Genomic DNA, 23,423 nt, shown 5'->3' with positions numbered 1-23,423 from the left:
GGTACGGTTTGCGGCTATTTTCTTGATTAATTTGGAAAAAACACGGTTTCAACGGATACCATACTTGGTTCCATTGGGTTCCTGGACGGACTCTATTAGATTATGCTTATATCATTACGGCACTGATTATCCAACCAAATGAGAGGAAAAGAAACAAAACGATTAGACCAACGGCTCGGTTATCGTTGTTTAGCGCTTTATTGATCGAAAAGCGGAGCATGGCTTTTTCCATCAAAATAGAGGAAATGAGCAGGAAGGTGATGCCGATAGCGGTCCACCCAAGCATTTGACCGATCGTATCATTGCGGATGATCGCTTGATGAACAATCAGTGCGCTGGCCATCATCTTTCCACTTTGCGCCAAGGCAATGGACACATTGCCATCTTGTAATGCTTGGCGAAGCGATAGGGAAGGGGCTAACCACAAATAACTTTGCCATAAAAGTAAAAAAACCAGACTGAACAAAAGAAAAATGAACAAGGGAAGAACGAGACTGGTTAACAAAAGAGGATCCTCCTTAAATCAGCTTGGTGAGACTCTTTCTTCTCTTTGTTCGACGTTGATAAGTTCTTTCCCTTGTAGGTTATGACCAAGGTACTTGAATTAATTGCGGTGAAGGAGCGGCAAAGGGGAAGATGACAGTTGTCGGTGAAACTCTTGATGTAATCCTTTTAATCCACGAAATACGGCTTTTTCTCCGTAAAGCCATCGTAACATACCTGGAACTTCGTTTTTAATCGTAGACACACAGATCGGTTTTCCTGTAGCTTGCAAACGAAGTAATTGATGAAATACGCATTGACGAATTTCTTCCGGCGAATTGCCCCAGCGAATACGCCGGTTTGTTCCCCAGACTCCTGGAGGTATAGCGGTTGACAATGGCGCTTGCCCCAGTTTGCTTTCGATTTCTTGGAGACGATGTTGAAGATGTTGGTATTCTAAGCCAAGACGCTCTACGGCTACAATCATAACTTCTACCATATCGATAACTTCTTCCAGTGATTTTTTTTCTTGGCATTGTTGATCCTCTAAACGCTTGAGGAGAAGGTTGCGAAAATTAGGGAATGACGATTTGAATGATGTTTCTATCTCATAACAGGGGGATGGGTCTGGCATTCCGGTAACTCCTTTCCAAACTTTTACCGACATATTCTCAACATAATTCAGCATATAATAAAAGTAGAGTGCCAATGGCCAAGCAATTTTATGCGTATTTTTGAAAATTTTACTTGCGCTAAAAATCCTTAAAAAAACGAGTTCTCTTACGAAGAAGACTCTTGCCAGTTTCTACTGACATGAGTATAATGAAGGCAATTGAATAAGCGGTTACGACGGTGTAACTGCTTACCAAGAGGCAAAGGCGCCTTTATCTAGTGGTAATACAAAGGATAAAGGCGTCTTTTTTTTGTCAAAATAAGATAAAATATTCAGGAGGTTGGATCAAAACATGGCCAAAACCAAAGAAGATGTGCTGCGTTTAGCTCGTGAGCACGACGTAAAATTTGTTCGTCTGCAATTCACTGATATTTTCGGTATACTTAAAAACGTATCTTTGCCGGTAGAGCAACTGGAAAAAGCGTTAAATGGTGAAATGATGTTTGACGGTTCCTCCATTGACGGTTTTGCACGCATTGAAGAGTCTGATATGTATCTACGTCCCGATCCGGATACCTTTGTTATCTTCCCCTGGCGTCCGCAAGATGGCGCTGTGGCTCGACTGATCTGTGATATCTATAATCCCGATGGCACACCTTTTGAAGGAGACCCTCGCAATGTCCTGAAGCGAGCAATCAAAGAAGCTGAAGACATGGGTTATACCATGTATGTTGGTCCGGAATTGGAATTCTTCCTTTTCTTAACCGATGCGGAAGGCAAAGCCACCACGATCACTCATGACAAAGCCGGTTACTTCGATATGACACCGATCGACCTCGGTGAAAATGCTCGCCGGGATATGGTCATGACGCTGGAACAAATGGGCTTTGAAATCGAAGCTTCGCACCATGAAGTGGCTGCCGGCCAGCACGAAATTGACTTCAAATACTCCAATGCTCTTGACGTAGCTGATAAAATTATGACCTTTAAGTTCGTCGTTCGTACGATCGCCCAACGTCATGGTCTGCATGCGACCTTCATGCCGAAGCCAATTTTCGGAATTGCCGGTTCCGGTATGCACACCAACATGTCGCTGTTTAAGGATGGAAGCAACGCCTTTTATGATCCTTCGACAGAAGATCAACTAAGCCAAGAAGCAAAATACTACATTGGTGGTCTCTTGAAACACGTTCGTTCCTTTGCAGCCATCACGAACCCCACTGTCAACTCTTACAAACGTCTTGTACCGGGTTACGAAGCACCTTGCTACATTGCATGGTCTTGCTCCAACCGCAGTCCTTTGATTCGTATTCCTGCAAAACGCGGTGCTTCTACCCGTGTTGAACTGCGTAGTCCCGATCCCTCATGCAACCCGTACTTGTCACTGGCTGTTTGCCTCAAAGCCGGCTTAGACGGTATCAAAAATCAAATTAATCCGCCTGCACCGACCGATGAAAACATCTACCACATGGATGCTGCTCGTCGTGCCGAAAAAGGCATCGATAACTTACCGTCCAGCTTGATCGAAGCGATTGAGGAACTGGAAAAGAACGAAATTGTCAAAGAGGCGTTGGGCGAACACGTAGCCGAGCGTTACACCAGCGCCAAGCGGGAAGAATGGGATTCTTTCCGGATCTCCGTTCACCAATGGGAACTCGACGAGTACCTCGTCAAGTACTAAGCCCAAGATACATGGATGGCCCGTTGCTCCTGTTGGAGGACGGGCCTTTTTCATTCATAAGGCACATTTCTTGCGTTGTATCGTACAAACCTTTATAATGGCTAGGAAGATAAGAGGCTGAGGTGAGGCACTTGCCCCCATGGCGTGAACAACCGTTGAAAACGTTACTCTTTGGTGTAGTTGTTCTTCTATTTATGTACCTGACATCGACCGGCGTCTATTCGTGGTTGAGCACGAACTGGGATACTGCCCCTGAAAGGGATGAACACTTATCGCCATTAGCTGATAAAAGCCGCTTTAATATTTTGTTAATGGCTGTTGATGCCCGTCCAGGAGAAACGGATGCTCGCACTGATTCACTGATTTTAGCTAATGTTGATAAACAAGCACAAATGGCCTATTTGCTTTCGATTCCTCGCGATACAAGGGTCATGATCGATGGACATGGGGTAGATAAGATCAACGCTGCCCATATGCATGGCGGGATACCGCTTACCATCAAAACCGTTGAACAACTAACGGGCCAACAAATTAACTTTTATATGAAAACCAATTTTGATGGTTTTAAAGAAATTGTTGATACGTTAGGCGGCATTGAGATTGATGTCGAAAAAAATATGTATCATAATGAAGGCGATCCTGGGGATTTCATCAACCTAAAAAAAGGTAAGCAACGCTTGAATGGAGAACAGGCGTTACAATACGTACGTTTCCGTTCGGATGAATTGGGTGACATCAGTCGCACACAGCGACAACAAAAATTTTTACAGGCCTTGGCTACACAAGCTTTTCGTGTGAATACGGTATGGAAGTTACCGGCGTTAATACCGCAATTGGCGAAAACTGTGGAAACCAATTTTGATGCAGGTGATCTCCTCGCGTTGACGATGGCATTCAGTAACTTTTCTAACGAACATCTCTTGGTGCATACTTTGCCGGGAAATTTTGTCACATTACATGGAATAAGTTATTGGTATGTACAACCAACGCGGATTCCCTTAGCGGTGAGCCAATTCTTCGGTGGTCAAACCGATATTCCTCTGATTGATGAATCAATTCTTGTGCAAAGTGATCGTTCATTGGTTAAGAACAAGGAAGAAGTAGCCAAGCCTGCCGAACAAGACGGTACATCCGATCAAATTAACCAAACAGCAGATGCTAATAAGGCCACAGAATTTGGCCAAGCTATCGATTCTGTTGATAAAACAACGAATTCGTTGAACGAGATAGATCCTGCAAGAAAAACTCCGGAGATATCGAAGACGCCAGAGGATAACCGGAGTACAACATCATCTTTCAACGGTCAAACTTCTTCTTCGGATACTACGAAAATTAAGGAAACAGAACATGAGGTTCAACAATCAACGTTGCTTGATCCACGTGCTTCCGGAAGAATCATTCCAGGTGCCCCAAGTCAAGATGGTAATCATCTTGAGACGACTGGGAATACACCGAATGACATAGAAAAAAAATAAAAAGGGGAGTTATCATGGACTCGATGATTCGAGATATTCAGTTAGCGCCACAGGGGCAGATGAAAATTGATTGGGTGGCTCAACACATGCCGATCCTGAATCAATTGCGCCAAGACTTCGAAAAACGTAAGCCTCTCGCCGGTAAACGCGTAGTCATTTGTTTGCATTTGGAGGCCAAAACAGCCTATCTTGCATTAACGATGCAGCTTGCCGGTGCTGAAGTGGCCGTTTGTGGTTCCAATCCCTTATCGACACAAGATGATGTGGTAGCTGCTTTAGTGGCTAACGGTGTAAAGGCGTTTGCATGGTACGGGGCCACCGATGCCGAATATAAAATGCATCTCAATCGAGCTCTCGATTTTCAGCCTGATATTTTGATTGATGACGGTGGCGATCTGGTTGCGACCTTACATGCAGAACGACCGGAGCAAGCCCGACAGATCATTGGTGGTGCCGAGGAAACAACCACAGGTATTTTACGCTTACGGGCATTGGCGAAGGAAGGTCGGTTGCTCTTTCCCATGATGGCCGTTAACGATGCCCAAATGAAGTATCTTTTTGACAATCGTTATGGTACAGGCCAATCGACATGGGATGCGATTATGCGGACAACCAATTTGGTGGTCGCTGGTAAAGTTGTAGTTGTAGCCGGCTATGGTTGGTGTGGTAAAGGCGTAGCAGCGCGGGCGAAAGGATTAGGGGCCCGTGTGGTGGTTACGGAAATCGATCCGATCAAAGCCAATGAAGCGTTGATGGATGGCTTTGAAGTTATGCCGATGGTGGAAGCGGCTAAAATCGGTGATATCTATATTACTGTTACAGGAAACCGCGATATCATCCGGCGCGAACATTACGAAGTGATCAAAGATAAAGCGATTCTTTCGAATGCAGGGCATTTTGACGTAGAAGTCAATAAAAATGATTTGCGGGCCATGGCCACAAGTGTAAAGAAAGCTCGTAATAATGTTGAGGAGTATACATTCGCCGATGGTCGACGTGTCTATCTCTTAGGCGAAGGCCGTCTCGTCAATCTGGCTGCCGGCGATGGTCATCCTGCGGAGGTTATGGATCTGACCTTTGCACTTCAAGCGATGTCCTTGGAATATGTTTTTACTCATCGGGATACGTTAGAACCAAAGGTCTATTCGGTACCGGAAGATATCGATCGCAAAGTGGCCCAGTTCCGTCTCGCAGCGCTCGGAGTTTCCATGGATCAACTTACAGAAGAACAAATTCATTACCTGAGCAGTTGGCAAGAATAAGTAGCGTACAACCAGGAAAGGTCGTCGATGGACGACCTTTCCTGGTTAATTAATGGGGTTATCACTTATGGAAGAAGCAAAAAAGCGTTTATGGAAAAACGCGATGTGTCCGATTATCACCTTTGCATCTTATCAAGAAGCAATCGCTGCGGAATATTTGCTGATCGAAGAGCAGATTCCCTGTTTGGTTGTGCCTTTGCCTCCATCCTTACGGGCCGGTTGTGGGATTGCTTTACGGATCTTTTTGGAAGATGTGCCGCGCATCCAAAGCCTTATCGCAAAACAGCCTTGGCAGGTGATTTACTATACTTGGGAAGTATCATTAGCGGAATGGCAGGTTTGTGCTTTTGTCATGTAATGAAAAATGATACAATGAGATAACAATGATGATGCGATGATGCGGAGGTATGTATGAATCCAAAGGCAGCTATACCAAGTATTTTCACATTGGCCAACTTAATGTTGGGTGTCCTTTCTTTGATTAGCACGATGGAGCATGATTTCTATAATGCTGCCATCTGGATTCTCTTTGCCATGGTGCTTGACGCGATGGATGGAAAAGTTGCCCGTAAGCTTGATGTCTCTTCGCTTTTTGGCAAAGAACTCGATTCTTTGTCGGATTTGGTTTCCTTTGGCGTAGCACCGGCACTACTCGTCTATCAAGCCCAGATGAAAGAACCCTATGCCATCTGGGGTCTTGCCGTCGCGATCATTTTTGTTTTGTGTGGAGCGATTCGACTTGCTCGCTTTAATGTGCTTAATATTACAACATATTTTATGGGGATTCCTATCACTGCAGCTGGACCGTTAATGGTTATCCTTACGTTATTTAGCCACCGGTTGCCCCAGTTAATTTTTCCGTCGATGATGCTTGGTCTTGCCGCCTTTATGGTCTCGAACATTAAAGTGCCAAAGCTTTGATTTTGGAGAAAGTAAAAAGGAAGTTCTCTTCGCTGGTTAAGCTAGCCGGAAAGGAACCATCTCGCCGGCAGGAACTTCCTTGGTACTAGTTTAACCGGAAGCTCGCTTTATATACATCCGGAGGTGAACGATCTGTGCGTATTCCCTATTGTGAATCGTGTGGGGCGAAAGACACGCAAGGAGTGGTCTGCGGACATTGTGACTCGATGTACTGTTATGATTGCATGGAAAAAAAACAGATCAACATGATTGTCTGTAAGGTTTGCGGTCGCTTTGTTTGTATTGCTTGTCGTGTGGGCATGGATCGGTGTACTCAAGTACCGATTGAAGAGCTTTAGTTGCTGGAAGCATAGACCATAAGGCGGAAGCATAGACATTACTACCCTCGGGAAAAGGGAGAGATGCTATGCCCGCCTTATTTTTTTTTCTTTGTGCTTTTTTAATCGGAGCCTTACCCGTGACGTACTGGATTGGCCGAATCTTTTATGGAATTCATGCTGGTGATTATGGCCCAGGTTCCATTGGACCGGTTAAATTACTTCGTTTAGCGGAACCGGAAGCGTTCTTCTTGGCCTTGCTTGGTGAATTGTCCAAAGGTTGCTTGCTGGCTCACGGAGCTGAACTATGCGCACTGGATGATCCGGTGATCTGGTGGGGATTATTTTGGCTTAGCCTTGGCCATCGCTTGTCACCGGTATTGGGTGGACATAACAGTGATCTCTGGCTTGCTTGGACAGGATATATCGTTTTTTTTGTGCCTGTGCTCGGACAACTTTCTTTGGCAACCGCCTGTGCGCTGTTTATTTTGACGAAGAGACAATGGATCAGTGCCACTGCCGCTTTGGCCGTTACTGCAGTTACAGCAGCACTCCTTGGCTATTCATCGGCAGCACTTTTGGTTCTTGCAGGGTGCCTTGGTCTGCAGATGGGGCAAAACCGAAAATTCTGCAGGCACATTCACCGTCCGGCAGAAATAGAATAAGGAAAGAGGAGCACAACAAAAAAACAGTAAAGGAGTGAAACGCATGAAAGTCTATTATGTACGACTTCCTAAATTTCTTCGCTCTCTTTTTTTAAAAGTATGGAAATAGCAGTTGCTAAAAGCCAACGGGGATTGCTCAGCTTCCCGTTGGCTTTTTAATTTTGCCTATGCTATTATTATCCTTAACTTAATCTTTCCCTATAACACTGACGACGCTCCCTAAACTACTGCCGACAACAGCGTAAATCATTTTTTTCCACCAAGCAGTTGCTGCTAAGGTTGGTGCAGACACGATCCACCCAAGCAACCAAGTAATCACGAAAAAAAGCACGCCAGCCATAATGCCATAAATAATACTTTTGGAACTGCTGCGGCGAGCTGCTGACCAACCGGCCCAACTGGCACAAAGGCCAAAACCGCCGAGCACCATCATGTTCATTCCTGGCTCACTTACATTGGTAAAGTAATAAACGGTTCCCACAAGTGCTGTAATCACTAACGATAAAGCAACTGCTTGACTGACTCCCCAGACGAGGGGCAACAAAGTAATAGAACTTTGATCTTCTTTGTTTGTCATGCGATTTCCCTCCTTGTCACCACTTTATTCAGCGTGCAAGCAATTTAAGACGTCTTTTCTATATTCCAAGGAGGCTGAAGCATGCTTCGTAATTTTTCAGCAGCCAACAAAGTCGTGGCTGTGTTTTTAGGTGTTATTTTGATGACCGCTTTTTACCTGTCTACCCATCGCGTACCGCCGCCACCGTTGGATACAGCCATTGCTTTTGATCCTCGCGATATTCAAATTACGGTAACCGGTGAAAGCAAGGTACAGGCATCGACAAACCATTTGCGTGTTCGCTTTGGGATTCAGCAAACAGCTTGGTCGGCATTGGAAGCGGAAACACAAATTCAAAAACAAGCGGACAAAATGCGTACAGCTCTTACCAATCAGGGAATATCGGAGATGATGATTCGCCAGATTAACCATACGATACAAGCCCAGTGGGAGGGAAGCGTAAATCAAGGGTATTTGGCAACAACGCAGTTCGAAATCAATAACTGGAATCCTAATTCCGAAACAGATATTATTAAAACCCTATTGCGGGCCGGGGCCAATCAGATCATCGATACTCAATACATGGATATGATTGATGGGGAGTCACGTAAACAAGCGTTTAAGGCGGCCATGGATGATGCACGCGCACGGGCCGGGGTAATCGCCGTGACCATGGGAAGAGAGATTGGTGATACCGTTTCCGTGACGGAAATTACTTCCGAACAGGGAAAAGTAACGTCTCCTGAAGTGGTGAAAGTTTCTGTTGTGTATCGTTTAAAATTCTAGCGGAATAAGAGAATTGAAACGTAGGTGAGGTAGGGAGTTCTTGATGGATCGTTTTGAAGACTTGTGTGATCAACTGCAGAAAAATGATTATAAATTAACGAATCAACGTAAGAATGTCATTAAAGCCTTCATCATGCATGCTGACAGTCATCTGAGCGCTGAAGATATTTATGGGATTGTTAAACAAAAGCACCCTGAAATTGGACTGGCTACTGTCTATCGCACGCTTGAGTTATTAGCGGAACTGGAGATCCTTCATAAATTGGACTTTGGCGATGGGCGATTACGCTATGAATTTGCCAATCAAAAGACGCACCATCACCACCATCTCATTTGTACCGATTGTGCCAAAGTAATAGAATTTGAAGATGATATGCTGGATTCCTTAGAACAAGTGATTCACGAAAAAAATGGCTTTCAAATTCTTAACCATCATCTGAAGTTCTATGGGATTTGCCAAGCTTGTCAAAAAGAAAAAACCCGGGTGTAGCCCGGGTTTTTTCTTTAGCAATGAGTCCAGAGACGAGTAAAAATCGTTTTAAGCGTTTGTTCTGAATCAAAGCCGGTTAACGGTGGAGATGTTTCGTTGGCAGCATCAATCATTGCGCGGATGACGGCGTCCGGTGTCATCATCTTTCCTTGACGCAGTGCTACTCGGGTAACTTCGACCAGCCATTTATATTGTTCTTCCGTAAGTTTTATCGTTAGGCTTTTCGATGGCTCTTTAGCTTGTACTTTGGCTGAAGAAGATGGTTTGGCTTCCAATGTTGCTTCTGGTACCGGGTTGCGATTGGAAGTAAGCAGAGCGGATGTGGCATCAGGTGAAGATGAAGTAGTAGTTACTGTACTGGCAGATGTTGAAGCGACAGCACTGACCGCGGTTTTTGAGGGAACTGTTGTCTTTGTATTGCCGTCAGCCATTTGTTCCTTCGTTAAATCCCATTGGCGACGTAATAAACGATCAATTTCCGGTTCGCGTCGCATATCACGATGTTGGGCAGCTCGTGAAAACCACTGTATCGCCTCAGTGTAGCGACTACACTGGCGGTTCAGTTCCCCGATTAAATAAAGCAAAGACGGACCTGATAATTTTCCGGGATCCCGATCGGAGGCAAAAGACTGCTCATAAAACTGCCTCGCTTGGTCCACATAGTGTCGAGCCAGCGCATGTTGACCACTTTCTTCAGCAACCCAAGCGCCTCTTAAGAAAAGGGATCCTTTGACCCCGTTTGATGCTTCCGATAAAAGTGCCGTCTGAATGGCCAGTTGATAAGCACGAAGAACTGTCGGCAAACTACGCTCACCTTGAAAGTCAGGCTCTTCGCGATAGCGGCTTTTTAACTCCCCAAGCAACTGAGAAGCTCGGCGGGGTTGATCAAAATCACGATCTAAATTAGCATAATGACAAGCCGGACAAACCCATACTTGATAATGGACGGGATTAACGCCTTGATATATGACCTGAAAGTCTGGGCGCCGTTCCTGGACGCGAACTGCAGAACTGCGAATCCGAGTAATCGAAAATGACTGTCCACAGAGAGGACATTCTTTGGTTTGCGCAAAAAGTGGATTTGGTGTAGCCATTTCAACACATCCTTAAAGAGCATGAACATTGCTTTGTTGATGATCTTCTTTCGTTTCGTTTTTTCTTTTTCCTTCTGCATGGTTTCCCTTTATACTTGGTTTAATGATAAAATATCAACATAGATTCCAGAAAGGGGTCCCCTCATGATCAAAAAATATTTTCATCCCGAATTGATGGGATACGATGGAACACAACTCGCTTCATTATGGGCGTATCGAACCTTTCAAATCATGGGAGACAGCATTGTTGCCTTTCGCGGTCCTTGTAAGGTCGGTCTTCGTACAATGGTTGATCTCGAAGACGTTTTGAAAGGGGATACCATTTACAGTCCGGAAATGTTGCATTTTATTGTCGAGCATTTTGATATGGATTTAGAAAAGACTGTCTTACGACAACGTTTATTCATGACCATTATTAAAGAAGATCTCGAAGAAGTTTACAGTAGTTCATTGATTCGTAGCGGTGATGATCTCTATCTCATCGATAAAAAGCTTTCTGTTTCCATCGCCACGAGGACACCCGTATCGACCATGATCCATGTTGGTTTGAACGTTCAAACGGAGGGAACGCCGGTACCTACAGCGTCATTAAGTCAATTGGGCGAAAAAAATCCCGAAGCTTTTGCCCGTCGTGTAATGGAACAGTATGTTGCTGAGTCGACCGATATCTATCTAGCCCGGTGTAAAGTGCGAGGAGTAAATTGATTTGTCAGAGATAAAAGCACAAATTATGGATATCATGGTTTCTGCGCAGGGTGAAGGTCCTTGGGTAGGCCATCGTCAGTTATTTTTGCGTTTTTTCGGTTGCAATCTTCACTGTAGTTACTGTGATACCCCGGCCAGTCAAAGTGAGCAACCAGGGCCATGCCAAATCGAGCGACAACCGGGTAGCGCTGTTTTCGATTATCTTCCGAATCCACTTTCAGTAACTCACCTGGCGGCCCAGATTCGTCCTTTACTAAACCGCTCGCTACATTCAATCAGCTTAACCGGCGGTGAACCGTTGCTTCATGTTCCCTTCATTCGTGAATTAGCCGATGTACTTGGTGCAGAACGTCCCCTTTTTTATTTGGAGACCAATGGAACGCTTGTAGATGCCTTAAAAGAAGTGTTACCTGTAATCGACTTTATAAGTATGGATCTTAAAATGCCCTCACACTGTACCGGACTACTTTGGGAATACCATAGTCGCTTTCTGCGTGTGGCCGCCCAAAAGCCAGGCTATGTCAAAACGGTTGTCTTGCCAAGTACAACTCATGACGATATTGAACAAGCTGCTCGGTTGGTCAAAGCAGAAGCATCTCATTATCCCTTAATTTTGCAGCCTGTTAGCGATAAGCGAGGGATACCGCTAGTACCTGGGAACCGGTTGCTTGAATTTCAGGATGCCGCTATGGTGTGGCACCAGGATGTGCGTGTGATTCCGCAAACTCATAAATGGCTGGAAATTTTATAATGGAGGGGAGATACAGTCTATGGATCTCAAAAAAATCGAACAAGCTGTGACGATGATTTTAGAAGCAATTGGCGAAGATCCGCAACGTGAAGGATTACTTGATACTCCGAAACGTGTAGCGCGTATGTATCAGGAAATTTTAGGCGGGATTGAAGAAGATCCGTCACGTCATCTTCATGTGATGTTTAATGAAGAACATGAAGAGATGGTAATGGTCAAAGATATTCCTCTTTATTCGATGTGTGAACACCATCTGTTGCCCTTTTACGGAGTGGCCCATATTGCTTACATTCCCCAAGCCGGTCGAATTACAGGGCTCAGTAAAATTGCCCGGACTGTTGAAGGCTTTGCCAAACGTCCCCAATTGCAAGAACGTCTTACTGCACAAATTGCCAATTCTTTGATGGATGTGCTTGAGCCGCAAGGGGTCTTGGTGGTCATTGAAGCGGAGCATATGTGCATGACGATGCGCGGCGTAAAAAAACCGGGTTCACGAACAGTCACTTCCGCTGTTCGTGGTATTTTTCAGAAGAATAAGGCGACGCGCAGTGAAGCCATTGCTTTGCTCAACACAGGAAAACTGCCATAATTATCAAAATAACGGACAATCGACAACGTTCTGTATAAACTAAAGTAAGTTCCCATTTTTTTCTTGGGGCGGTGGATATACATGAGTTGTCCGTTATTTTGTTGGCAATGTTATTTGGACTTACGACCCGACCAATGGAATACATTAATGACACGGGGACAATGGCAGATTCTCCAATGTCCCCGTTGTCGTGCCATTTATTCATTGAATCCGTCAGGTCAGATTTGGCTTTCGCAGCGACCGCTGAAGGAGCGAAAGCGATAGGGGGAACAAAATTGCGTATCCTATTTACCAATGATGATGGTATTCATGCACCGGGGATTCGCGCTTTATGGCAAGCTTTTGCCGGGCAAGGTGATTTAATCGCAGTTGCGCCGGACGAAGAGCGCAGTGCTACCGGTCATGGCATTACCGTGCATAAGCCGTTGCGTGTAGAGTCGTTAAAACAGTATGAAGGAGAAGTGCAAGCTTGGTCCGTTAACGGTACACCTGCTGATTGCATTAAACTTGCTTTCGAAGCCATCTTGACGGAACCGCCAGATCTGGTGATCTCCGGTATTAATCGTGGCCCCAATTTAGCCACTGATGTTCTTTATTCCGGTACCGTTTCTGCAGCAGTAGAAAGCGTAATTTATGGGGTCCCGGCCATTGCCATCTCCATGGCTGGACATGATTCTTTAGATTATCAGTGGGCTGCAAAGACATGTTGCTTTATTACCCAACAATTATTGGCCGATACGGTTGAGCCCCATACCCTGTTGAACATCAATGTTCCGGTATGCTCTCATGAGTTGATTAAAGGAATCCGTGTTACTCGTTTGGGACAACGGCGGTACCGGAATATACTTGAAAAAAGAATCGATCCACGCGGCAAATCTTACTACTGGATTGCCGGCGAAGTGGAAGATGTAGTAGCCGGGGAAGGAACGGACATCGCTGCTGTGGCTGATTCTTATATTTCAGTGACACCGTTACATTTTGATCTTACCGATGAACCTAAAATTACAGATGTTGCTGCATGGTTACAGAAACAAACTGTAGCTTGGCAAGCATATGTTGGGGCACACAAAAAGGAAGGTTAACAGCCTTCCTTTTTGTGTGCCCTTACATTACCGGAAGAGATGGACTAAAAAGGGAAATACTTGCGAAAGCGATGATAACCCGGGAAAGAGCGAAGATCATCGATACTCAAACAACCGAGCCAAGGAAGCATTAACAGATATGCCAACAAGCCTAATAAGCATGATGCCATTAAAGATACCAAAGAATTGCTGCTAAAAAACGTACTTGATAAAAAGAAAACGATGATAAAGGCAACTGCACCTAAAGCCGGTGTTACCGCAGGAAGCAATGCTTTCCATGACCAGTGTAAACGATAACGAAACCAGAGAAGGTGTAAGATTGCCGTAATTCCATTGCTGACCGTATAGGCCCAAGCAATGCCGTCTAAACGAAACTGGGGCAAGGAAGCAACATAAATAAAAATAAATATTCGTAAGAAAAAAGCGACTGTAGTTACAGCCAGAGGAAATAGCACCCGTCCAATTCCTTGAAGAATACTTGTGGTTGTTTGTTGAATATACAAGAAAAGTGCACCAAAAGCCAAGATGGAAAGAGCTGAACCAAGATCGGTAATGCCAAATATGCGTCGACACAACTCGTCACCAAGAAGAAAAAGCATGATGACCATTGGCCAACCGATGATCGCTGTAAAACGAATCGCTTTTAAGGTACGATGCTTCACTGTTTCCATTTGATTAAGTACATAATTTTCGGAAATACTCGGAATTAAACTGATCGAAAGAGGAATGGTAAAGACGGTCGGAATCGAAATCAACGGTGCAGCGGCCCCGTTAAAACGACCAAAGGCCGATGTTGCTTCTGCTTGGGTAAGCCCTGACTCTTGGAGAACGCGCGGAATCAGTACAGCATCGACGGCGAACATCAGACAAAGAACCATCCGAGACAGGGCAATCGGATAAGCCAAGGGCCAAAGCGTACACCAGGCGGCGCGGTGACTTAGGGAAGTGGGCATCCGAAAACCACGCCAAAAGGCCGCAAGCCGTTGAAAGAGGAAGGGACCGGAAAGCAACGTAATGACGATTAGGCCCATGAACTCACCAAAAGTAATCCCCAAAGCAATACCTGCTGCCGCCCACGCCGGTCCGCGGGGCAATAACCAAAGGGCTAACCAAAGACCTGAAGCGATTCGCACCACTTGTTCGGCCAGAGAACCAAAAGCACTGGGCTCCATCGATTGTAAACCCTGGCAGAGACTACGTACGGCTGACGAAGCACAAACAATCAAAATACTCGGGAGCAAAGCCCATAAAGCAGCTTCAGCACGAACGTCAACAATCCAAGTCGGAAAAAGGTAAGGAATGATCAGTACAGCACCCATCGTGACCAGTACCCCACACGTAGCCATCACTAAGGTGCTTACTTTCATTAATCGACGTACATTACCCCATTGGCTATGAGCTGATTCTTCGGCAATACGTTTGGTTAATGCGAAGGGTAACCCGGCGGTAGCTACGACCAGAAAAAAAAGATACATAGGATAGACCATTTGAAATAAACCAATTGACTCGGCCCCGACATACTTCATCAAGGCAATTTGGTTGTAAAAAGCCATGCCGCGATTGAGTATCGTAGCAATAAAGAGAATGACCGTGCCATAAGCTAAGGTTGTAGCCATACGCACCTCTTCAGTAAAAGTCTTGAAGCAAACTCTCAGATAAAAAGGAGTTCCGCCCTTTACGTATAATTAATACTTTGATTCGAATTTTCACAAACAAAGGAGGGTTCAATTTGACATCATCAGCAACTTCCATCCGCAATATCGCAGTGCTGGCTCATACTGGCGTAGGTAAAACTTCATTGGTAGAATCCATGCTGTGTAATGCCGGGCTGATTACACGCAAAGGCAGAGTTGAGGATGGTAACACAACGACCGATTATCTTCCGGAAGAGATCAAACGCAAAGTCAGCATTCAAGCTGCCTTTGCTCCCCTGCGATGGCAAGACGTTCAACTGAACATCATTGACACGCCGGGTTACAGCGATTTTATCGGCGAAGTAATCGGTGCTGTATCTGCTGTTGAAACTGTCTTGATCCTCACCTGTGCCGTCAGTGGCGTCCAAGTACAGACAGAAGTGGCATGGCAGATGAGCCAACAAGCATCAAAAACAGCTGCTTTCTATGTAAATAAATTAGATCGAGAAAACGCGAACTTTGCACAAACGCTTGAGCAACTGCGCGCTATGGCCGGTGATCGTGTACTCCCATTGGTGTGGCCCGTTGGAACTGCATCACAGTGGCAGGGGATTGTTGACATCCTCGATGACACTTTTTATCCTGCTAGCCCTCAGCTCAAAGATATGCCTAGTCCGAGCAAAGCAGAAGCAGATCTGATTCAAACATGGCGTGAACGCCTTACCGAAGCGGTCGTGGAGATCGATGAAGAATTGATGATGCGCTATTTAGATGGAGAAACGATTACTGGGTCGGAGATTCGAGCCGCCTTAGCTAAGGCCATTCAAGCGCGCACGATTATCCCGGTTTTTGCAGGAGCAGTCACCTCCGATGCAACGGTAAAATATTTACTTGATCGTTTTGTCGAACTGTTTCCGGAACCGAATCAAGCCAACGAGCAAGCACCATTACAAGCGCAAGTATTTAAAACCGTTATTGACCCTTACTTAGGTAAAGTTCATTTTGCACGCATTTATCAGGGAACCTTGAAGAGCGATACACCACTGTTCAATGTATCGGTCCAAAAAGAAGAAAAGCCCGCCCCGCCACTTAAGATGCTGGGAAAAAATCAGCACCATCTTACGATGGCCGGTCCAGGAGAAATCATCGCCCTGGTCAAATTACAACATACCCATACCGGCGATACCATAACGGTTAAAACCACACCGCAAGAACCGTTAGAACCATTAGTTTTTGAAAAACCTACCTTAGCGATGGCCATTCATGCTGCGAGCAAAGCTGATGAAGATAAACTTGGCGTGAGTTTGCAACGACTTCAGGAAGAGGAACCTTGCATTACCATCACGCGCAACCTGGAAACGAAAGAAACTTTGTTAACCGCAATGGGACCATTGCATATTGAGGTGCTTGTCGAACGCCTACAGCGAAAATATGCGACTCATGTAACGACCAGTTGGCCCAAGATTGCCTATCGTGAAAGTGTACGAAAATCAGCTAAGGCAGAAGGCAAGCATAAAAAGCAAACCGGCGGTCACGGACAGTATGGTCATGTCTGGTTAACGATGGAACCGAAGCATGATGGTGAGTTCGAATTTATCGAGACCATTTTTGGTGGTGTTGTACCGCGCAACTACATCCCGGCCGTAGAAAAAGGGGTTCGCGAATCACTGCAAGAGGGGATTTTAGCAGGTTATCCGGTAACCAATATCAAGATCAATTTATCCGATGGCTCCTATCATCCGGTAGACTCATCGGAATTGGCCTTTAAACTTGCTGCCCATCTTGCTTTTCGCAAGTGCATGGAAATGGCGGATCCCTACTTACTGGAACCGGTCATGAATGTAGAAATTGATATACCCGAAAAATATCTTGGTGATATTCTCGGCGATCTTAATGGGCGACGTGGACGTGTTCTCGGTAGCGAAATGATCAATGACCGTCAAATTGTGCAAGCCTTAGTTCCGTTACAAGAACTCATCCAGTTTCCCATTCAGCTCCAAGCAAGTACACACGGGCGTGGGAAAGTAAAATCTTCTTTTCACTCCTATCAAGAATTGCCACCACGCTTAGCGCAAGCAGTAATGGAAGCGGCAAAGAAATAAATTTTGAAGGGAAACCGTGGGGGTTTCCCTTCTGTATTGTCAGGCGGTGATATGTGCTTTTTATCTCAGGCTTTTTTTTAGAGAAAAAGGTTTTTATACTTTCCTTATGGAATAATAAAATATAAGTGACAGACCTAATCAGGCCTGTCTATTATCTATTATCCTTGAGGATGAAAACGATGCGAATCGATTTACATCTCCATAGCCGTGCATCCGATGGGGTTCAATCCCCGATGGAGATCTTGCAGGCAGCAGTGCGCCATCAAGTATCAGTAATGGCGCTTACGGATCATGAAACAGTAGATGGATATTGTGAGGTACAGCAAACCGCCGCTACACTCGGGCTTAAACTTATTGCCGGTGTTGAATTACTTGTATATCACGATGAATGGGAAGTACATCTGCTTGGATACGGCATGGATGTGCAAAATCAAGCCTTCTTAGCACAATTACGCCGTCTTTGTGACTTGCGCAATCAGGCTGCCCAAGAAACTGTTGCCAAGCTACAACACTTGGGATTTGATTTACCTTGGGATGCCGTCGTTCGCCTGGCAAATCCCCAGGGGGCAATCAGTAAAGGACATATTATCTATGCATTACACCAACGAGGAGCGTTGACGCCCCAAACGCGACCTTTTTCGCAGCGCTATCTTGATCCCGGCGCACCTGCTCATGTACCATACCGCGCGCTATCCTTTACTGAAGGTGTTGCGCTGATTCGTCAGGCAGGCGGTGTTCCGGTAATTGCACATCCGGCATTAATTAAATCGCCTGATGTGCTTCCGCAGCTCTTGCATTCCCATGATGTCGGTATCGAAGTCTATTATGGGTATTTTGGCGAACAAAGAAAGAAATGGGTAGATGAGATAGAAAAAATCGCCTTACAACATCATTGTCTTATGACCGGAGGAACCGATTATCATGGTCCCTATTCGGTGTTTCAGCCGGGGGAAGTTCCGGTTCCACCGTCCGTATGGTCATCATTGCAAGATGCAATAAATGCTGCGCAAAAAAATTATCGTTCTCGCGTAACCCCTGCTTAGCAGGTATTTATAAAAAAACAAGGAGAAGCGAAGATGATGTGGAATCGTCCCATGGAAACGTTACCACGTGAACAAATCAAGCAATTACAATTGCAACGGTTACAGCAAACGGTAGAACGGGTCTATCATAATGTCCCTGCTTATCGTCAAAAAATGCAAGAGCGCCACTTAACTCCCCAAGATATTCGCTCTCTTGAAGATTTGCGTCGTTTACCCTTTACAACAAAGCAAGACTTACGCGACGCCTATCCCTACGGTTTATTTGCTGCACCGATGAAAGACATTGTCCGAGTTCATGCATCCTCCGGCACCACAGGGAATGCTACCGTCGTCGGCTATACCCGCTCTGACTTAAATCATTGGTCAGAATTAATGGCCCGTACATTGACGATCGCCGGTGCCAGTCCTGAATCGGTGATTCAGATCGCTTATGGTTACGGCTTATTTACCGGAGGACTGGGCGTTCACTATGGAGCGGAAAAAGTAGGGGCAACAGTTGTACCTATTTCCGGCGGGAATACCAAACGACAAATTAAATTAATGCAGGACTTCGGTACAACGATTTTGGCTTGTACACCGTCGTACGCTCTTTTCTTAGCAGAAACGATCCAAGAAATGCAAATTCCTCGAGAACAGTTACAGCTTAAAGCCGGTGTTTTTGGCGCAGAACCATGGACAGAAGAGATGCGCAAAGAACTGGAATATCGACTACAGATCATGGCGATTGATATCTACGGGCTTAGTGAGGTTATGGGACCGGGTGTATCAACCGATTGTCATGTACGTCAGGGGCTTCATATCTTCGAAGATCATTTTATTCCGGAAATTATTGATCCGATTACCGAGGAACCCTTGCCTCCCGGTGAACCCGGTGAGTTAGTCTTTACCTCGCTAACCAAAGAAGGATTTCCAGTGATTCGTTACCGGACCCGTGACATATCCGTTCTTGATGATACGCCTTGTGCATGCGGTCGCACCCATGTGCGGATGAGCAAAATTCGCGGGCGCACCGATGATATGGTCATTATTCGTGGTGTCAACGTTTTCCCATCGCAAATTGAAAGCGTATTGCTGCAATTAGGATTGACGGAACCTCATTACTTACTCGTCATCGATCGGGTAGGTACAATGGACACATTGGAAGTTCGGGTTGAAGTATCAGAAAAAATGTTTTCCGATAAGGTTGCCAATCTCGAACAAGTGGAGCGTACGATTCAGCGAGAACTGGAAAGTTTACTTGGTGTGTCTTCCCGTGTGCGCCTTGTCGAACCTAAATCGATTGAACGTAGTGAAGGCAAAGCGAAGCGTGTGATTGATAACCGCCGACTTTAATTTTTCCATTGCTATTAACTCGAAAGAAAAATGTAATTGAGTAGGGAGAGAAGAACCTTGAAAGTAAAGCAAATCTCTGTTTTTTTAGAAAATAAATCAGGGCGCCTCGCGATGCTGACCAAAACACTGGCTCAAAAAAATATTAATATCCGAGCTTTATCGATTGCAGATACAACTGACTTTGGTATTCTCCGGTTGATCGTTGATCGTCCCGACGAAGCGTACCAAGTCTTAAAAGAAGCCGGCTTTACGGCCAGTGAAACCAACGTTATCGGAGTTCAAATTCCTGATTGTCCGGGTGGCCTTGCGCAGATTATGGAGGTCTTAGCCGAGGCCCATATCAACATCGAATATCTTTACGCATTGCCGGAGAAACCGGTTGATCAAGCGCTGGTGATTTTCCGGGTTGAACGCGTCGATGATGCGATCATTGCGCTTCAAGAAGCGGGAATTACGGTGTTAAGTGGGGAAGAAGTCTACGGACTTTAAATTCATTAATGGGTACACAAAAAAGGATGAAGAAAAAATGGAATTTCGAAAACCGCCGGTTCCAGTGCTGCTCTTGTTACTGGTGGGGGTACTTATTCCGTTCATCAAGTGGCTCGTTGACCTTTGGATTGATTATCGCTGGTTTTCAACGGAAGGCTATGTAGCTGTTTGGTGGACTCAATGGGGTACTGCAATTGCTTTGCAAGGAGTTCTTTGGTTAGCTGCTTTCCTCTTTGTTTACCTTAACTTACGCCTAACGAAAGGTGTGGTTAGCCAGGCACTGCAATATGCTGCACAAGTCGAGGTAACCAATCCACGATTGATCAACCTTGCCGAATGGTTAAAAATCGAAAATGTCAACAAGATATTTCTTTTTGTATCCATAGCCATCGGTTTTTTTATATCGCAAGCGGCAGTCGGCGAATGGCAACGGGTTCTCTTAGCACTTAATCCTCAGCCCTTTGGTGTGCTCGATCCCTTATTTGGTATTGACATTAGTTTTTATGTGTTTCAACTACCCCTGTTGGAGTGGACGTACTTGCTTTGGCAGGGACTGGTGATCATCACCGGTATTTTGTTGGTAGCGGTCTATCAAATTGCCAATTCTTTTGGTTTTCAGCGTGTTGGATGGCGGGAGTTGCCGCGGGCACGGTTCCACCTGGCTGGCATTGTTGCGTTATTTTTATTGGGCAAAACGATAGGTTACCGGCTGGATATTTATAACCTTGTGTACTCCCCGAGTGGAGTAACCTTTGGTGCCGGTTATACCGATGTTCATGCCCAACTTCCGGCATACAACATTCTGATGATCATCGCGTTGCTGACGGCGGCCATGATTGGATTTGCCTTAGTACGTCGTCAAATTCGGTGGGCCATTTATGGTATTGGGACACTTTTTATGGCATCCATTCTTGTAGGACAAGTTTATCCTACGCTGATTCAACGTTTTCAGGTAGAACCAAATGAATTTGTCATGGAAAAACCCTATATTGACATGAACATTAAGTTCACGCGACTGGCTTTCGGGTTGGAGCGCATCGAACATGTTCCCTTTAATGCTAAAAATGATTTGCAAGCAGCTGATCTAACGAAAAACACCGATACCTTAAGTAATGTCCGGCTTTGGGATTGGCAACCCTTACAACAGACTTACTCTCAATTACAAGAGATTCGTCTTTATTACAAATTCAAGAATATCGACATCGATCGTTATATGATTAACGGTCAACCCAGGCAAGTAATGCTGTCGGCTCGTGAGTTTGATGGGGCGTCCTTGCCAACAACCGCGCAAACATGGATTAACCAACGATTGATTTACACGCACGGTTACGGTGTGGCAATGAGTCCGGTCAATGAAGTTACCAGCGAAGGATTGCCTAAATTCTTTCTCAAGGATATTCCTCCAAAGCCGTCTTCATCTGACATAGCCATTACACGTCCGGAAATCTATTTTGGAGAAACGGCAAACGACTACGTCATCGTCAAAACTGCGACCAAAGAGTTTGATTATCCTGCCGGCGATGATAACGTATATGCGACGTACCAAGAACAAGCAGGGCTTCCGGTCGGTGGATTTTTCTCTAAATTGCTTTATGCGATTCACTTCAAAGATCTAAAATTGCTTTTATCATCAGAGATTCTGCCTGAAAGCCAATTGCTGATGGAACGGAATATTATGGACCGCTTGCAGAAAACAGCGCCATTTTTAGACTTTGACAGTGATCCTTACTTGATTATCGACCAGGGGCGGTTGTTATGGGTCGCTGATGCCTATACTACATCTACGCAATATCCTTTTGCACAACCGGTGAAAGGGCAACAAGTTAACTACATTCGTAATGCGGTCAAAGCTACGGTGGATGCCTATACAGGCAAAATGAACTTTTATGTGAGCGATATTGACGATCCGATCATTGCCAGTTATCAGCACATTTTTCCCGGTATGTTTCAACCGTTGGAGGCGATGTCCTCAAATACCAAAGCCCATTTGCGTTATCCTGAAGAATTATTTAAAATTCAGTCGCAAACGTATGCCACGTACCACATGGATGACGCCAGTATTTTTTATAACCGGGAAGATGAATGGAATTTGCCACGATTGGCCAATGATAAACAAGCTCAAACGATGGAACCCTATTATACCGTAATGCGACTGCCGGACGGACAAAAGCCGGAGTTTATCTTAATGACGCCATATACGCCATCAAAAAAAGATAACATGATTGCTTGGATGGCGGCACGCATGGACGGGGACAATTACGGTAAATTACTGGTATATAACTTTCCTAAGCAAGAATTAATTTATGGGCCGGCGCAGATCGAAGCGCGTATCGATCAAGACTCACAAATTTCACAAAACCTTACCCTATGGAATCAGCGAGGATCATCGGTCATTCGTGGCAATCTGATTGTTTTACCGATCAATCATTCCTTGCTTTATATTCAGCCGCTTTTCTTACAGTCTGAACAGGGGAAACTACCGGCTCTTCGTCGCGTCATTGCTATCTATGGTGAGCAAGTTGTAATGGAAGAAACGCTCGACTTGGCGTTACAGAAGATTTTCGGTCTAACCCGATTATCTACAGATAGAACTGTGCCAGCAGAACCAAACAAAATCGAAACCATGACAGTTACGGTTGCTGACTTGGCCGGACAAGCGAGAACAACCTTTGACGATGCCCAAAATGCCTTGAAGGCGGGAGATTGGTCAGGCTATGGTGAGAAAATGAAAGCGCTACAACGATTGATTGAAGATTTGGAACGTCGAACGCGTGCTCAATAACAATCGTAAAATTGGATTTAAATTTCCAGTGCAAATTGTTCTTTGACGATCTATAATCAATACAAAAGAGACACCTACAATGCACGTCAGACCCTTCATGTTTCTAACCTACGTAACATGAACGGGAGTCAAGATTCATACGGTGGCTGTCATGCCCACTACGGGTGGGAAGACAAAAACTTTATGTAAGACACCCACCTGCGAGATGCAGGTTTTGAAACCTTGGGTGCAACGGCATTGTGGGTGTCTTTTTTTATCTTCAATATGATCTTGCTTCCGGAAAATCATAAATTGATCAACTTGTAAAGACGCTCACAAACCCTGAGAAATAATTGGGTTAGCGAGCGTTTTTTTATTTCTAAACCCGGAGTATTTGAATGAGAAAAAAAATACTTGCTCAGGAGGATCAAGTTGAAGTACGTTGAATACTTGAAAAAGGAAACGTTACTATTAAATAAACTGTAACTGAAATGGGGGCCAAGAAGGAATATCAGTTAAGGTTATAAGGAATGCGTTGAGGGGGTGAGCGGTTAAGAGCAAACCCATATGGTTACCTGAAGTTTATTGTGCG

22 protein-coding genes and 1 other RNA gene are annotated in these 23,423 nt (G+C 45.0%); 18 read left to right on the top strand and 5 right to left on the bottom strand.

All coding sequences use genetic code 11. The annotated features are described in order from the left end of the window. Positions 1 to 106: 106 nt before the first annotated feature. Together EDD73_RS11725 and EDD73_RS11720 are read right to left on the bottom strand one after the other, a co-directional pair. Complete coding sequence (locus EDD73_RS11725) at positions 107 to 505, bottom strand: DUF350 domain-containing protein (RefSeq protein ID WP_131920150.1); 399 nt, start codon at positions 503 to 505, stop codon at positions 107 to 109. A gap of 99 nt (positions 506 to 604) precedes the next feature. Beyond that, on the bottom strand, positions 605 to 1,117 hold the full coding sequence (locus tag EDD73_RS11720; RefSeq protein ID WP_131920148.1) for a hypothetical protein: 513 nt from the start codon (positions 1,115 to 1,117) through the stop codon (positions 605 to 607). A gap of 331 nt (positions 1,118 to 1,448) precedes the next feature. Here EDD73_RS11720 and glnA point away from each other — a divergent pair, with 331 nt between their 5' ends. The 6 genes from glnA (at position 1,449) to EDD73_RS11690 (ending at position 7,417) form a co-directional block, all read left to right on the top strand. Continuing rightward, the gene (gene glnA, locus EDD73_RS11715) at positions 1,449 to 2,777 is read left to right on the top strand and encodes a type I glutamate--ammonia ligase (protein WP_131920146.1); all 1,329 of its coding nucleotides are present in this window, start codon (positions 1,449 to 1,451) and stop codon (positions 2,775 to 2,777) included. A 131-nt stretch (positions 2,778 to 2,908) separates the two neighbouring features. Further along, a complete protein-coding gene (locus EDD73_RS11710; RefSeq protein WP_207668877.1) occupies positions 2,909 to 4,252 on the top strand; it encodes an LCP family protein in 1,344 nt (447 codons plus the stop codon). Between the two features lie 14 nt (positions 4,253 to 4,266). After that, positions 4,267 to 5,514 (top strand): adenosylhomocysteinase, encoded by a 1,248-nt coding sequence (locus EDD73_RS11705; RefSeq protein WP_131920141.1) that lies wholly within the window; start codon positions 4,267 to 4,269, stop codon positions 5,512 to 5,514. Positions 5,515 to 5,581: 67 nt separating this feature from the next. Beyond that, entirely contained in the window at positions 5,582 to 5,872 is a 291-nt protein-coding gene (locus EDD73_RS11700) for a putative Se/S carrier protein (protein ID WP_165876487.1), read from the top strand. Between the two features lie 53 nt (positions 5,873 to 5,925). Then, positions 5,926 to 6,435 carry a CDP-diacylglycerol--serine O-phosphatidyltransferase gene (gene pssA / locus EDD73_RS11695; protein WP_131920137.1) on the top strand — a complete coding sequence of 170 codons (510 nt, stop codon included), beginning with the start codon at positions 5,926 to 5,928 and terminating at the stop codon, positions 6,433 to 6,435. 406 nt (positions 6,436 to 6,841) lie between these two features. Continuing rightward, the gene (locus EDD73_RS11690; protein ID WP_131920135.1) at positions 6,842 to 7,417 is read left to right on the top strand and encodes a glycerol-3-phosphate acyltransferase; all 576 of its coding nucleotides are present in this window, start codon (positions 6,842 to 6,844) and stop codon (positions 7,415 to 7,417) included. Between the two features lie 187 nt (positions 7,418 to 7,604). Here EDD73_RS11690 and EDD73_RS11685 read toward each other — a convergent pair whose 3' ends face one another. Beyond that, the gene (locus tag EDD73_RS11685; protein WP_131920133.1) at positions 7,605 to 7,994 is read right to left on the bottom strand and encodes a TIGR04086 family membrane protein; all 390 of its coding nucleotides are present in this window, start codon (positions 7,992 to 7,994) and stop codon (positions 7,605 to 7,607) included. A gap of 81 nt (positions 7,995 to 8,075) precedes the next feature. Here EDD73_RS11685 and EDD73_RS11680 point away from each other — a divergent pair, with 81 nt between their 5' ends. Together EDD73_RS11680 and EDD73_RS11675 are read left to right on the top strand one after the other, a co-directional pair. Next, positions 8,076 to 8,759 (top strand): SIMPL domain-containing protein, encoded by a 684-nt coding sequence (locus EDD73_RS11680; RefSeq protein ID WP_131920131.1) that lies wholly within the window; start codon positions 8,076 to 8,078, stop codon positions 8,757 to 8,759. Between the two features lie 43 nt (positions 8,760 to 8,802). Next, complete coding sequence (locus tag EDD73_RS11675; RefSeq protein WP_131920128.1) at positions 8,803 to 9,249, top strand: Fur family transcriptional regulator; 447 nt, start codon at positions 8,803 to 8,805, stop codon at positions 9,247 to 9,249. A 14-nt stretch (positions 9,250 to 9,263) separates the two neighbouring features. Here the strand turns inward: EDD73_RS11675 and EDD73_RS11670 are convergent, their stop codons facing one another. Then, on the bottom strand, positions 9,264 to 10,343 hold the full coding sequence (locus EDD73_RS11670; protein ID WP_131920126.1) for a DUF2225 domain-containing protein: 1,080 nt from the start codon (positions 10,341 to 10,343) through the stop codon (positions 9,264 to 9,266). Positions 10,344 to 10,487: 144 nt separating this feature from the next. On the opposite strand from EDD73_RS11670, the gene EDD73_RS11665 reads away from it, so the two are divergent. The 4 genes from EDD73_RS11665 to surE all read left to right on the top strand — a co-directional run bounded on the left by EDD73_RS11665 (position 10,488) and on the right by surE (position 13,470). Further along, positions 10,488 to 11,048 carry a DUF366 family protein gene (locus EDD73_RS11665; RefSeq protein WP_131920124.1) on the top strand — a complete coding sequence of 187 codons (561 nt, stop codon included), beginning with the start codon at positions 10,488 to 10,490 and terminating at the stop codon, positions 11,046 to 11,048. Between the two features lies 1 nt (position 11,049). Then, the gene (locus EDD73_RS11660) at positions 11,050 to 11,799 is read left to right on the top strand and encodes a 7-carboxy-7-deazaguanine synthase QueE (protein WP_131920122.1); all 750 of its coding nucleotides are present in this window, start codon (positions 11,050 to 11,052) and stop codon (positions 11,797 to 11,799) included. Positions 11,800 to 11,818: 19 nt separating this feature from the next. Then, a complete protein-coding gene (gene folE / locus EDD73_RS11655) occupies positions 11,819 to 12,388 on the top strand; it encodes a GTP cyclohydrolase I FolE (RefSeq protein WP_131920120.1) in 570 nt (189 codons plus the stop codon). 275 nt (positions 12,389 to 12,663) lie between these two features. Next, positions 12,664 to 13,470 (top strand): 5'/3'-nucleotidase SurE, encoded by an 807-nt coding sequence (surE, locus tag EDD73_RS11650; RefSeq protein ID WP_131920118.1) that lies wholly within the window; start codon positions 12,664 to 12,666, stop codon positions 13,468 to 13,470. Between the two features lie 44 nt (positions 13,471 to 13,514). Here surE and EDD73_RS11645 read toward each other — a convergent pair whose 3' ends face one another. Beyond that, positions 13,515 to 15,086: a putative polysaccharide biosynthesis protein gene (locus EDD73_RS11645; protein WP_131920116.1), complete on the bottom strand. Its 1,572-nt coding sequence runs from the start codon at positions 15,084 to 15,086 to the stop codon at positions 13,515 to 13,517. 113 nt (positions 15,087 to 15,199) lie between these two features. On the opposite strand from EDD73_RS11645, the gene fusA reads away from it, so the two are divergent. The 6 genes from fusA to ssrS all read left to right on the top strand — a co-directional run bounded on the left by fusA (position 15,200) and on the right by ssrS (position 23,102). Continuing rightward, positions 15,200 to 17,206, top strand: coding sequence for an elongation factor G (gene fusA / locus EDD73_RS11640; RefSeq protein WP_131920114.1), 2,007 nt, complete (start codon positions 15,200 to 15,202; stop codon positions 17,204 to 17,206). A gap of 179 nt (positions 17,207 to 17,385) precedes the next feature. Further along, positions 17,386 to 18,249 carry a PHP domain-containing protein gene (locus EDD73_RS11635; RefSeq protein ID WP_165876486.1) on the top strand — a complete coding sequence of 288 codons (864 nt, stop codon included), beginning with the start codon at positions 17,386 to 17,388 and terminating at the stop codon, positions 18,247 to 18,249. Positions 18,250 to 18,282: 33 nt separating this feature from the next. After that, entirely contained in the window at positions 18,283 to 19,581 is a 1,299-nt protein-coding gene (locus tag EDD73_RS11630; protein ID WP_131920109.1) for a phenylacetate--CoA ligase family protein, read from the top strand. A 57-nt stretch (positions 19,582 to 19,638) separates the two neighbouring features. After that, complete coding sequence (locus EDD73_RS11625) at positions 19,639 to 20,070, top strand: ACT domain-containing protein (RefSeq protein WP_131920107.1); 432 nt, start codon at positions 19,639 to 19,641, stop codon at positions 20,068 to 20,070. Between the two features lie 37 nt (positions 20,071 to 20,107). Next, the gene (locus EDD73_RS11620; RefSeq protein ID WP_131920105.1) at positions 20,108 to 22,852 is read left to right on the top strand and encodes a UPF0182 family membrane protein; all 2,745 of its coding nucleotides are present in this window, start codon (positions 20,108 to 20,110) and stop codon (positions 22,850 to 22,852) included. A 68-nt stretch (positions 22,853 to 22,920) separates the two neighbouring features. Next, positions 22,921 to 23,102: non-coding RNA, 6S RNA (gene ssrS / locus EDD73_RS11615), on the top strand. Positions 23,103 to 23,423 lie beyond the last annotated feature (321 nt).

The sequence above is a fragment of the Heliophilum fasciatum genome, from assembly GCF_004341395.1.
Taxonomy (GTDB): domain Bacteria; phylum Bacillota; class Desulfitobacteriia; order Heliobacteriales; family Heliobacteriaceae; genus Heliophilum; species Heliophilum fasciatum.
Note: the sequence above shows the minus strand (reverse complement) of the source record. Positions and strands in the feature narration are given on the sequence as shown.